The organism is Streptomyces sp. ATLC9, assembly GCF_057196705.1.
The window spans coordinates 1-11,944 of the sequence record NZ_JBXUOY010000171.1; the positions used below are offsets into that span (position 1 = coordinate 1).

Consider the following 11,944-nt stretch of genomic DNA (forward strand, 5'->3'; position numbering starts at 1 on the left):
CGGCGACGGCAGCGACTGGGCCGCCGCCGCCGAGGTCGCCGAGGAGGGCGGTGGCTCCGGCCCGTACGCGCGGTACGCCGCGCCGGCCCACGCCCGGGGCGAGGGAGGAACCGACATCGTCCTGGGCCGGGAGGACGCCGAGCACACCCTCACCCTCTACGAGGACCTGCGCTGCCCGGTCTGCGCCGCCTTCGAGCAGGCCAACGGCGGGAGGATCCGCGAGGATGCCGAGGCGGGCCGGTACCGGGCCGAGTACGTCTTCGGCACCTTCCTCGACGAACGCGCCGGCGGCACCGGTTCGCGCAACGCGCTCAGTGCGCTCGGTGCCGCGCTGGACGTGAGCCCCGAGGCATTCCTGGCCTACAAGGAGGTGCTCTTCTCCGCCGACCGCCACCCCGACGAGGCCTCGGACGAGTTCGCCGACGACCGGCACCTGGTCGGGCTCGCCCAGGAGGTCGCCGAGCTCAGGGGACACGACGGCTTCGAGAAGGCGGTCCTCGACGGGGTCTACGATCCGTGGGCGCTGCGGGTCTCGGCGAAGTTCGACGCGGCCGAGGACGTCACCGGCACGCCGGCCGCCGAACTCGACGGCGAGCGGATCCAGGAGGGGGGTGCCGGCGTCCCGCCCATGGACCCCGAACGGTTCGGCCGGCTCGTGGAGGCGGCCATGGAGCGGTCCGCGCGGCGGTGACCGGCGAGAAGACGCACCGGCTGCACGCCGGCCGGACGGCCCCCTGTGCGAAACTTGGCTCCGTTCCCACGCGAACGGGCTCTTCCGGCGGCGCCGCACGTCCCGGGGCCCACCTGATCCGTTCCACGGGGGGAGAGCCCTGCCGATGAAACGCACACCGCTTCCGGGCGTCGGCACCCAGTACGACGTCACCACCCGCTCCGGGCGGCACCTGTCCGTCGTCGTCCACCAGGACGGCCGGCGCTTCCTTGGCTTCTACGACGCCGAGGATCCCGACACCTGCCAGGCGTCCTTCCAGCTCGAATCCGACGAGGCCGCCTCCCTCGCCGCGCTGATCGCCCCCGAGCCCGAGGCTCCCGATCTGGCCGTCGGAGAGCTGGACCTGGCCACCGAGCGGATCCCGGTGACCGCCAGGTCCCCCTACCGCGGACGGCCGCTGGGCGACACCCGCGCCCGTACCCGCACCGGGGCGTCCATCGTCGCGGTGCTGCGGCGCACCGCGCCGCACCCGGCCCCGGGACCGGACTTCAGACTGGAGGCGGGGGACGTCCTCGTGGTCGTGGGCACCCGCCAGGGCGTCGAGGAACTCGCCCAGATCATCGCGGGGGGCTGAGCATGCACGACACCACCATGCTGCTCATCGAGCTGGGCGCCATCATCCTCGGGCTGGGGATCATCGGGCGGTTCGCCGGACGGATCGGCCTGTCCGCCATCCCCCTCTACCTGCTGGCCGGTCTCGCCTTCGGCCACGGCGGCATCTTCGAGCTGAGCGCCAGCGAGGAGTTCGTCGCCATCGGCGCCGAGATCGGCGTGATCCTGCTGCTGCTCCTGCTGGGCCTGGAGTACAGCGCCTCCGAGCTGGTGGACAACCTCAGGACGCAGTACCCCTCGGGCATGGTGGACTTCGTCCTCAACGCCACGCCCGGAGCCGTCGCCGCCCTCGTCCTGGGCTGGGGTCCGGTGGCCGCCGTGGCACTGGCCGGCGTCACCTGGATCTCCTCCTCCGGTGTCATCGCCAAGGTCCTCACCGACCTGGGCCGGCTCGGCAACCGCGAGACACCCGTCGTCCTCGGCGTCCTGGTCATGGAGGACCTGGCGATGGCGGTGTACCTGCCGCTGCTGACCACCCTGCTGGCCGGTGTCGGCCTGGTGGGCGGCAGCGTCAGCCTGATCGTCGCCCTGGGAACGGTCGGCCTGGTCCTCTACGTCGCGCTGCGCCACGGCCGGCTGATCAGCAAGGCCGTCTCCTCCGACAACCCCGAGCTGCTGCTGCTGGTGGTGCTCGGCCTGACCGTCCTGATCGCCGGGATCGCCCAGCAGCTGCACGTCTCGGCGGCGGTCGGCGCGTTCCTCGTCGGCATCGCCCTGTCCGGCGAGGTCGCCGAGAGCGCCCACCGGCTGTTCGCCCCGCTGCGGGACCTGTTCGCGGCCGTCTTCTTCGTCTTCTTCGGGCTGTCCACCGACCCGGGCAACATCCCGCCGGTGATCGTCCCGGCGCTGATCCTGGCCGTGGTGACGGTGGTGACCAAGATCGCCACCGGCTGGTACGCGGCGCGGCGCGCCGGCATCAGCCCCAGGGGCCGGCTGCGGGCGGGCGGAGCCCTGGTGGCGCGCGGCGAGTTCTCCATCGTCATCGCCGGTCTGGCGGCCGGGGTCGCCACCGAGATCCGTCCGCTGGCCACCGCGTACGTACTGCTGATGGTGATAATCGGCCCGCTGGCCGCCCGCTGGACGGAACCTGCCGTCAGGGCTCTGATGCCCCGGCCGGTACCGGTCTCCCCCGGCCCGTCGGGACAGCCGCCGGCCGAAATGCGGGAGGGGCCGAAAACCCCTTCCGACACCGCGGCCCGCGCGGACTCCCCCACCCAGCCGTAGGGCCGGAAGGAAGTACCCGCGGCCGGTGGGGCATCATCTCATGCATGGGGACAGTCGCCGGTCTGGACAGCTCGTCCGAGTACACCCGCATCGTCGTCTGCGACACCGACACCGGTGCCGTCGTCAGACAGGGATACGCCCCGCACCCCCTGCCCGGGGGCGGCGGTGAGGAGGACGGTGCCGGGCCGGCCGCGGGCAGACCCACCGAGACCGACCCGCAGGCGTGGCTGCTCTCGCTCGGCGACGCCGCGGCCGGCGGGGTGCTGGAGGGTGTCCAGGCCATCGGTGTCTCGGCGCAGCAGAACGGGCTGGTGGCGCTCGACGAGGCCGGCGTGCCCGTGCGTCCCGCGCTGGTCGGCAACGACCGGCGCGCGCAGACCGCCGCGGCCGACCTCGTCGACGCGCTCGGCGGCCGCGAGGCGTGGGCGCGGGCGGTGGGCGCCGTACCGCAGGCGGCGCAGCCGGTGGCGAAGCTGCGCTGGCTGGCCCGGCACGAGCCGGAGGCGGCCCGGCGCGTGGCCGAGGTCCTCCAGCCGCACGACTGGCTGGTGTGGCAGCTGCTGGGCCGTCCGCCGCGCCGCACCACCGACCGCGGCGACGCCTCGGGGACCGGTTACTGGTCGGCCGCCACCGAGTCCTGGCGGACGGACCTGGCCGAGCTGGCGCTCGGCCATCCGGTGAAGCTGCCCGAGGTACTGGGGCCGGCCGAGCCCGCCGGGCACACCCCCGAAGGACTGCTGATCTCGGCCGGCACGGGCGAGACGATGGCCGCCGCCTTCGGCCTGGGCGTCGGCCTCGGCGACGCCGTGGTCTCCCTGGGGGCGTCCGGTTCGGTCTTCTCCGTGCACCACCAGGCGCCGGCCGAGCCGACCGGCATGATCACCTCCCTCGCCGACGCCACCGGTCTGCACCTTCCGGTGGTGCACACGCTCAACGCCGTACGGGTGCTGCGCGGCGCCGCCGAACTGCTCGGCACCTCCCTGGAGGGGCTTTCGGAGCTGGCGCTGACCTCCACGCCGGGCTCCCACGGGCTGGTGCTGCTGCCCTACCTGGAGGGCGAGCGCACCCCCGACCTGCCGCACACCGCCGGCACGCTGGCCGGGCTGCGGCGCGAGAGCATGAGGCCGGAGCATCTGGCGCGCGCCGCCTTCGAGGGGATGCTGTGCGGGCTGGCCGACGCCCTCGACGTGCTGCGCGGCCGGGGTGTGTCGGTCGGCCGGGTCTTCCTGCTGGGGGCCGCGGCCGATCTGCCGGCCGTGCGGGCGATCGCCCCGGCCCTGCTGGGCGCGCAGGTGGTGGTCCCCGAGCCCGCCGACTACACGGCACTGGGCGCCGCCCGCCAGGCCGCCTGGGCCCTGGGGGTGTCCCGGGGCGCGCTCTCGCCGCGGCAGCCCCCGATGTGGCCCGCCCCCGCCGGCCGGGTCCTGGAACCGGGCGAGGAGCTGGCGGTGGGCCAGGCGGTGCGGCAGCAGTACGCGACGGTACGGGAGCAGACGCACCCGGGGGCTTTCGGCTGAGCCCGCACCGGCCGCCGCGGCCGGGCGCCGGCCCGACCGGGCCGGGGGCTCAGTCCAGATAACCCCTGAGCTGGTCCGCGTAGGCGTGGTCGCGGAGTTTCGCGAGGGTCCTGGACTCGATCTGGCGAATGCGTTCGCGGGTGACGCCGAAGAGGCGGCCGATCTCCTCCAGCGTGCGGGGCCGGCCGTCGACGAGGCCGTAGCGCAGCTGGACGACCCTGCGCTCGCGCTCGCCGAGAGTGGACAGCACCGCGTCCAGATGCCGGCGCAGCAGCAGGAAGGCGGCGGACTCCACGGGTGAGGGCGCGTCGCCGTCCTCGATGAGGTCGCCGAGGTTGACGTCCTCCTCCTCGCCCACCGGGGCGTGCAGCGAAACCGGCTCCTGGGCCAGCCGCAGCACCTCGCCGACCCGCTCGCCGGTCAGGCCGAGCTGGGCCGCGACCTCCCCGGGCGTCGGCTCGTAGCCGCGCTCCTGGAGGATGCGGCGCTGGACGCGGACGACCCGGTTGATCAGCTCCACGACGTGCACCGGGACCCTGATGGTGCGGGCCTGGTCGGCCAGCGCCCGGGACATGGCCTGGCGTATCCACCAGGTGGCGTAGGTGGAGAACTTGTAGCCGCGGGTGTAGTCGAACTTCTCCACGGCCCGGATGAGGCCCAGATTGCCCTCCTGGACCAGGTCGAGCATGGTCAGCCCGCGTCCGACGTACCGCTTGGCCACCGAGACCACCAGGCGGAGGTTGGCCTCGATCAGGCGGCGCTTGGCCACCCGGCCCATGACCACCAACCGGTCGAGTTCGAGGGCGAGGCTCTCGTCGAGGCCGGGAGTGCGGGTGAGTCTCTCCTCGGCGAACAGGCCCGCCTCGACGCGCCGGGCGAGTTCCACCTCCCCCGCGGCCGTCAGCAGGGGGACACGGCCGATCTCGCGCAGGTACTGGCGGAAGAGGTCGGCGGAGGGGCCGGTCGCGTCGGGGCCGGCGGGCCGGGGGAGGGGAGCGGGCTCCTCCCGGAACCGCTCGGGACCGGCTTCCGTGTCCTGGCCGGGGACGGGCCGAGGGTGCGCGGACGGAACGGCCGGCGGGCCGCCGGGCGGTACGGCGGCCGGGTCCGGAGCGTTCGGGGATCCGGGGGCGGCGGGGGGGACGGGAAAGGCCGGGACGGCGGGGGCCGCGCCGGCCAGGGTCCGGGTCTGCACGGGGGCGGCCTCCAAGTTGATCGCTGCCGGTTCGGGGACGACAGGCGAGACGAGGACGGGCGCGGCCGCACCGCTGTCCGCACCACGGCGGACGAGCGGCGCCGAAGGGGGTACGCGCTCCGGGGACTCAGGCACCTCCCTCAGTGTGGGGTACGACACACTGCCGCCACGAGGGGCGTGCGCGCGGTTTCTGGACTCCTGGGTGACCGAACGCGTACGGAACGTGTCAGAACGGGCCGGGGAGGACCCGCTGGTGCGGGGGCCGGCCCCGCGCGGGCCTACGACCAGAGCGCGGCGGCGCCGCGGTCGCGCAGCGACCGGCCGTACCGCTCCAGCGTCCACAACTGCTCGGCGACGGCCGTCTGGGCCTCGTCCCCGCTGTTCGTCATGCGTGCGAGGGTACTGCTCAGCTCGGCGATCCGGCGGTTGACCGCCTCCAGCCGCACCTTGACCAGGAACTCCCCGGCGTAGGCCTCGTCGGGCTCGCGCGGGGTGCGCAACGGCTCGACGCTCAGCTCGGTGATCATCGACCGCACGGTGTCGTCCGGCGCGGCGTCCCGCACCCGGGCCAGGTACTCCGCGTCGGCGCGCTCCACTCCCCCGGCCTCCTCCACGGCCCGGCGCACCCGCGCATAGGGTTCGGCGGTGAACTCGTCGGCGCCGTAGGCGTCGAAGAGCGGGGAGACCAGCGCCGGGAACTGCAGCGCCAGCTTGAGCAGTTCGCGCTCGGCCAGGCGCTGGGGGCTGCGCAGGTCCAGCCGGGGGCCGCCTGGCGCGGGGCCGGGCCCCACCTGTCGCACGGGCGGCGAGGCTGGGCGGCGCTGCTGCGGACCTCCATGGCCGCCCTGGCCGCCGGCCCGCCGCCCGCGCTCCCAGCGGGCCAGCTGCCCCACCCGCCGCACCACGAACTCGGTGTCGAGGATGCCCAGCAGCCCGGCCAGGCGTACGGCGTACTGGTGCTGGATCGAGCCGTCCTTGATCCGCGCGACGATCGGCGCGGCCTCCTCCAGGGCCGCGGCCCGGCCTTCGGCGGTGTCCAGGTTGTGCTGCCCGGTGACCGAGCGGATGGCGAACTCGAACAGCGGCGAGCGGCCCTCCACCAGGGCCGCCACCGCCTCGTCGCCCTCGGCCAGCCTCAGGTCGCACGGGTCCATGCCGCCGGGGGTGATGGCGATGGAGGTGCGGGCGGCGAACTTCTGGTCGTCCTCGAAGGCGCGCAGGGCGGCCTTCTGGCCGGCCGCGTCGCCGTCGAAGGTGAAGACGACCTCCGAGCGGGAGTTGTCCATCAGCAGTCGCCGCAGGATCTTGATGTGCTCGCCGCCGAAGGCGGTGCCGCAGGTGGCGATGGCGCCGGTGACCCCGGCGAGGTGGCAGGCCATCACGTCCGTGTAGCCCTCGACGACCACGGCCCGGCCGGTCTTGGCGATCTCGCGTTTGGCCAGGTCGATACCGTAGAGCACCTGGGACTTGCGGTAGATGGCCGTCTCGGGGGTGTTGAGGTACTTCGGCCCGTTGTCGTCCTCGCGCAGTTTGCGGGCGCCGAAGCCGACGACCTCGCCGGTGATGTCGCGGATGGGCCACATCAGCCGGCCGCGGAAGCGGTCGATGGGGCGGCCGTTGCGGCTCTCCTGGGCGAGGCCGGCCAGGATCAGCTCCTTGTCGCTGAAGCCCCTGCCGCGCAGGAAGCGGGTGAGGTGGTCCCAGCCGGCCGGGGAGTAGCCGACTCCGAAGTGCGCGGCGGCCTCCTGGCCGAAGCCGCGCTCGGCCAGGAAGCGGCGGCCGGTCTCGGCCTCGGGCGAGTCGAGCTGCTCGGTGTAGAAGGCGGCGGCGGCCTTGTGCGCCTGGACCAGCCGGATGCGCTCGCCCTGCTGGCGGCCGGGGGCGTAGCCGCCCTCCTCGTAGCGCAGGGTGACCCCCGCCTGCGAGGCGAGCCGCTCGACGGCCTCGGAGAAGGAGAGGTGGTCGACCTTCATCACGAAGTCGAGGGTGTCCCCGCCGGCCTGGCAGCCGAAGCAGTGGTACAGGCCCTTGCTCGGGCTGACGTGGAAGGAGGGGGACTTCTCGTCGTGGAAGGGGCACAGGCCCTTGAGGTTGCCGCCGCCGGCCGGGCGGAGCTGGAGGTACTCGGAGACGACGGCGTCGATCGGGACCGCGTCCCGCACCGCCTTCACGTCGTCGTCGTTGATCCGTCCCGCCACGGCGGAAAGTCTACGGCCGCCCCGCGGCGTCCCCGGCACGGCGGGTCCGGGGCCGGATCTCCCGGACGAAGACGGGACGCGGGCCGACGCCCTCGATGACGGACTCCTCACCGTGCGCCCGGAAGCCCTGGCGCTCGTGGAAGCCGCGGGCCGGGGTACGGCCGTTGCAGCACAGCAGCGCCCCGGCCGCGGGCGGGGTGGGGCGGGTCACGCTCCGGCCAGCTCCTCCAGCGGCACCGAGGGGTCGGCCAGCTTCTCCGGGTCGCTCCCCCGGCCGGAGCGGATGAGCCGCTGGACCGGCCCGGTGGTGCCCTCGGTGTTCATTCCCAGCGCCGCCAGCACCCGCCCCTCGCTCAGCCAGAACGCGGTGAACTCCCGCTTCCCGAGGTCGCCGCGGACGACCACCTGGTCGTACGAGCCGGGCGGCGCCCAGCCGGAGTACTCCATGCTCGTGCCGTACTGCTCGGAGGAGAAGTACGGCACCCGGTCGTAGGAGACCTCCTGCCCGAGCATCGCCCGGGCTGCGGCCGGCCCGCCGTTCAGGGCGTTGGCCCAGTGCTCGGCGCGCAGCCGGGCGCCGAACAGCGGGTGGTGGACGGCGGCGACGTCGCCGGCGGCGTGGATGTCGGGGTCGCCGGTGCGCAGCGAGGCGTCCACGGCGATGCCGCCCACGGGCTCCCCGGCCAGCTCCAGCCCGGCGGCCCGGGCCAGGGAGACGCGGGGGGCGGCGCCGATGGCGGCGAGCACGGCGTGCGCCGGATGCTCCTCGCCGTCCCCGGTGCGGACGGCGAGGACCTGGCTGTCCTGGCCGACGATCTCGGTGAGGGAGGTGCCGAAGTACAGGCGTACGCCGTGCTCGCGGTGCAGATCGGCGAGGACGGCGCCCAGTTCGGGCCCGAGGACGGAGTGCAGCGGGGTGGGGTTCGGCTCGATGACGGTGACCTCGGCGCCCCGGGAGCGGGCGACGGCGGCCACCTCCAGGCCGATCCGGCCCGCGCCCGCGACGACCAGGTGCCCGTTGTCGCGGCCGAGCCCGGCCAGGGTGCCGCGCAGCCGGTCGGCGTGCGCCAGGCGGCGCAGGTGGTGCACCCCTGCCAGCCCGGTGCCGGGGACGTTCAGACGGCGCGGCTCGGCGCCGGTGGCCAGCAGCAGTTTGTCGTAGTGGACCCGGGTGCCGTCGCCCAGCTCCACCGTCCTCGCCTCCCTGTCCAGGCGGACGGCGGGCTGGCCGAGGTGGAGTTCGACCGCGGCCCCGGCGTACCAGACGGGCTTGTGGACGAAGACGCCGCCGCGTTCGGCGGTGCCGCCGAGGTAGCCCTTGGAGAGGGGAGGCCGCTCGTAGGGGTGGTCGCGTTCGTCGCCGATCAGGATGACGCGGCCGGTGAAGCCCTCGGCCCGCAGGGTCTCGGCCGCCTTCGCCCCGGCCAGGCCGGCGCCGATGATGACGAACGTGCGGTGTGCGTCGACCACGTGCTTCCTCCTCGTTGCGCCGCCCCCTGCGGTGGGCCCCCGGAAGCGGGCCCCGCCGGCCGCGCCGCCGGAAGGTACGGCGGACTGATCGTCCGGGGTGGTCCGGGTGGGGGTGCGGTCCGCGGGCGGCTCCGCGGACGTCTCCCACGGATTCTCCCCATCCTCCGGGCCGCTCTATCCCCCTTCGCGCGCACCGCCCTCCTTTGTCCTGGGTCACCCGGTACGCGCACCCGTCTCCGCGTGTCCGTGCGCCCGGGCCGCGGGGCGGGTCCGGGCGGGGACGGCCCGGCCCGGGCCGTCCCCGTACGCCTGGCCGTGGAGGACCCGGCGGGCTTCGCCCACCCGGGCCAGGCCCTCCACCGCGGAGCTGACGCCGGTGCGCAGCCCCGGCAGCGCGGGCAGGGCGCCGGCCAGCTCCGCCAGCAGGACGTCGGCGGCTCCGGCGGCGATGTCCGGGTCGGCGTCGGAGCGGGGTGCCACAGGATCCGTACGGCCGCGGGGACGCGGGAGCGGATCAGGGTCCGGTGGGCCTCCCGGCCGGGGCCCGCGACGGCCACCACCGCGTACCGCCCCCGTTCGGACAGCGTCCATGACGATAAGACCAGCTCGCGGCCCCGGCCCAGCGGCCGGCCCGGTTGCGTGTGCGCTCGCACAACGGCTCTCCCCGCGACCGCCGGGCCGCGACCGGCCGTCCTACGGTCGGCCCATGACACGCGAGTTCACCTCCTTCGACGGAGTGACCATCCGCTATCACCGCTGGGACCCGGCGTCCGGTGGGGACGGCGGACTGCCGGTCGTGGTGCTGCACCACGGCTTCACCGCCGACACCCACGCCAACTGGGTCCGGCCCGGCGTCGTCGAGGTGCTGACCCGGCGGGGACGGCGGGTGGTCGGCATCGACGCGCGCGGCCGACGACCCGGCCGACGTGCCGCTGCGGATGGCGGGCCTGCGGATCTGGGCCGACGAGGTGGGCGCCGACCGCCGCGCCCTGGCCGCGCAGGGCAGGTCCATGCACCAGGGCCCGACCGAACCGGCGGGCGTCACCGTGCCGACCCTGGTGCTCGCGGGCGCGGACGATCCGCTGGCCGCGCGCCCCGGGGTGCTCGCCGACGCGCTCCCCCGCGCCTCGCTGCGGACCCTGCACGGCGACCACCTGACGGCCGTGCGCGATCCGTCCTTCGCCCCGGCTATGGCGGACTTCCTGGAATCCGCCGACTGACGCGGACCGTTCGCGGCGCGCCCCCGGCGGGGCCGTACCCGAACCGTTCGCCCCGCGGACCGCTGCGCGTCACATCGGGCGGGTAACGGGGCCGTGGACGGGTACACCCATGGCCCACCAGGGACGACGCGGGGAGCGGGACGGCGGATGCGCGTGATGACGTGGAACGTGTGGTGGCGGTTCGGGCCGTGGCGGGAGCGCTACGGGGCGATCCTCGCCACGCTGCGCGAGCTGCGGCCCGACGCGGTCGGTCTGCAGGAGGTGTGGGTCCGCGGCGGTGAGAACCTCGCCGCACGGCTCGCCCACGACCTGGACATGCACTGGACCTGGGCCCCCTGGAACGTCCCCGGGCGATGGCGCAAGCGGCTGGACGACCCGGAGCTCGGCGTCGGCAACGCCGTGCTCAGCCGCTGGCCGGTGGCGGACCGGGCCCTGGCCACGCTGCCCCCGGCCGGGGGCGACCACGAGCGGGTGGCGCTCTACACGCTGCTGGACGCGCCCGGCCGACCGGTGCCGTTCTTCACCACGCACCTGACCTCCGCCGCCCACGCCTCGGCCCTGCGCCGCCGGCAGGTCGCGGCCCTGGCGCAGTTCGTCGCGGCGCACCGCGGCGGGACCGACTTCCCGCCCGTGGTCACCGGGGACCTCAACGCACCGCCCGACTCCGACGAGATCCGCCTGCTGGGCGGCTCGCGCACGGCCCCCGCCGTCGAGGGCCAGGTGCTGCTGGACGCCTGGGAGTACGCGGACCCGGCCGCCCCGGCGGCCACCCGGGACGCCGCCAACCCCTATGTCGCGGCCACCTTCCGGCCCAGCGCGCGCGTCGACTACGTCCACGTCGGGCCGCCGTCCGGCCCAGGCGGGCTGGGACGTGTCACGGCCGTACGGCGGGCGGGCGACGGCCCGGTCGGCGGTGTCTGGCCGTCCGACCACGCCGCCGTCGTGGCGGATCTGGCCCCGGAGCCGGCCTCCTGAACCATCTATCCGCGAAACGCCGGAAACCGCGGGCGGAAACCGCCGAGAATCGACCCATGACCGAGACCCGCACACCCCAGTCCCCGCCGCGGCCCGTGAACCTGGCCGAGGCGCTGGCCTCCTTCACCGACGTGTACAGCCCGCGGATCGTGGCCCGGGTGAACGACTACGACGTGCGGATCGCCCACACCGAGGGTGAGCACGTCTGGCACGTGCACGAGGACACCGACGAGTTCTTCCTGGTCCTCGACGGCCGTTTCGACATCGCCCTGCGCGACGCCGACGGCGGGGAGAGGACCGTCGAGCTGCGCAGGGGCGAGGTGTTCGTGGTGGCGCGCGCCACCGAGCACAAGCCGTCCTCGGCCGGCGGGTCGGTCCTGATGTTCGAGCCCACCGGTACGGCCTCGACCGGGGACCGCCACGAGGGGGAGATTCCCGGCCACGTGGACAGCACCACCGGCCACGCCCTGGGCTGAGGACGCGGGGGAAGCGCGGAACCGCCGATGCGGGACTATTGGTACAGACCAGATCCGGTCAGTGGACGGAACGCATCATTCCCGCCCCTTCCGCGCACTCCTCCTCCCCCTCCGGCCGGGCGGACGACCCTCGTTGCACCGTGCGCACCCCGCCCACGCCCCGCGGGAACGGACCGGAAGTCACCCTTAACGATTGGTCTGAACCAATCTATCGTCACCTGCGAGGCCCTGCGTACGGCAGGCCGCCACCCCCGCACCGCTCCGCCGGGGGGGGGCGGGGGGGGGGGGCGGGGGGGGGGGGGGTGGCCCCCCGGGGGCGGGGCGCGC

General features: G+C 74.9%; 12 protein-coding genes. 7 read left to right on the top strand and 5 right to left on the bottom strand.

What is annotated here, in order from left to right; genetic code table 11:
* The 4 genes from AC2CJA_RS17720 to AC2CJA_RS17735 all read left to right on the top strand — a co-directional run.
* A partial coding sequence (locus AC2CJA_RS17720; protein ID WP_484603668.1) for a thioredoxin domain-containing protein occupies positions 1-691 on the top strand: 691 nt, incomplete at its 5' end.
* Between the two features lie 145 nt (positions 692-836).
* Entirely contained in the window at positions 837-1,304 is a 468-nt protein-coding gene (locus tag AC2CJA_RS17725; RefSeq protein ID WP_484603669.1) for a cation:proton antiporter regulatory subunit, read from the top strand.
* A 2-nt stretch (positions 1,305-1,306) separates the two neighbouring features.
* Positions 1,307-2,566, top strand: a complete 1,260-nt coding sequence (locus tag AC2CJA_RS17730) for a cation:proton antiporter (protein ID WP_484603670.1) — start codon at positions 1,307-1,309, stop codon at positions 2,564-2,566.
* A 44-nt stretch (positions 2,567-2,610) separates the two neighbouring features.
* Positions 2,611-4,083 carry an FGGY family carbohydrate kinase gene (locus AC2CJA_RS17735; protein WP_484603671.1) on the top strand — a complete coding sequence of 491 codons (1,473 nt, stop codon included), beginning with the start codon at positions 2,611-2,613 and terminating at the stop codon, positions 4,081-4,083.
* A 49-nt stretch (positions 4,084-4,132) separates the two neighbouring features.
* Here the strand turns inward: AC2CJA_RS17735 and AC2CJA_RS17740 are convergent, their stop codons facing one another.
* From AC2CJA_RS17740 to AC2CJA_RS17760, 5 genes are all read right to left on the bottom strand, one after another.
* Positions 4,133-5,413 carry an RNA polymerase sigma factor gene (locus AC2CJA_RS17740; RefSeq protein WP_484603672.1) on the bottom strand — a complete coding sequence of 427 codons (1,281 nt, stop codon included), beginning with the start codon at positions 5,411-5,413 and terminating at the stop codon, positions 4,133-4,135.
* Positions 5,414-5,556: 143 nt separating this feature from the next.
* The gene (gene dnaG, locus AC2CJA_RS17745) at positions 5,557-7,476 is read right to left on the bottom strand and encodes a DNA primase (RefSeq protein WP_484603673.1); all 1,920 of its coding nucleotides are present in this window, start codon (positions 7,474-7,476) and stop codon (positions 5,557-5,559) included.
* A gap of 10 nt (positions 7,477-7,486) precedes the next feature.
* A complete protein-coding gene (locus tag AC2CJA_RS17750; protein WP_484603674.1) occupies positions 7,487-7,687 on the bottom strand; it encodes a hypothetical protein in 201 nt (66 codons plus the stop codon).
* The gene (locus AC2CJA_RS17755; protein ID WP_484603675.1) at positions 7,684-8,946 is read right to left on the bottom strand and encodes an NAD(P)/FAD-dependent oxidoreductase; all 1,263 of its coding nucleotides are present in this window, start codon (positions 8,944-8,946) and stop codon (positions 7,684-7,686) included. The genes AC2CJA_RS17750 and AC2CJA_RS17755 overlap by 4 nt, the downstream gene beginning before the upstream one ends.
* 213 nt (positions 8,947-9,159) lie before the next feature.
* Positions 9,160-9,426: a hypothetical protein gene (locus tag AC2CJA_RS17760; protein ID WP_484603676.1), complete on the bottom strand. Its 267-nt coding sequence runs from the start codon at positions 9,424-9,426 to the stop codon at positions 9,160-9,162.
* 446 nt (positions 9,427-9,872) lie between these two features.
* Between AC2CJA_RS17760 and AC2CJA_RS17765 the strand changes: the two genes are divergently transcribed.
* The 3 genes from AC2CJA_RS17765 (at position 9,873) to AC2CJA_RS17775 (ending at position 11,617) form a co-directional block, all read left to right on the top strand.
* Positions 9,873-10,166 carry an alpha/beta fold hydrolase gene (locus AC2CJA_RS17765; RefSeq protein ID WP_484603677.1) on the top strand — a complete coding sequence of 98 codons (294 nt, stop codon included), beginning with the start codon at positions 9,873-9,875 and terminating at the stop codon, positions 10,164-10,166.
* Positions 10,167-10,313: 147 nt separating this feature from the next.
* Positions 10,314-11,141: an endonuclease/exonuclease/phosphatase family protein gene (locus tag AC2CJA_RS17770; protein ID WP_484603678.1), complete on the top strand. Its 828-nt coding sequence runs from the start codon at positions 10,314-10,316 to the stop codon at positions 11,139-11,141.
* Positions 11,142-11,197: 56 nt separating this feature from the next.
* Positions 11,198-11,617, top strand: a complete 420-nt coding sequence (locus tag AC2CJA_RS17775; RefSeq protein WP_484603679.1) for a cupin domain-containing protein — start codon at positions 11,198-11,200, stop codon at positions 11,615-11,617.
* The last annotated feature ends 327 nt before the right edge of the window (positions 11,618-11,944 follow it).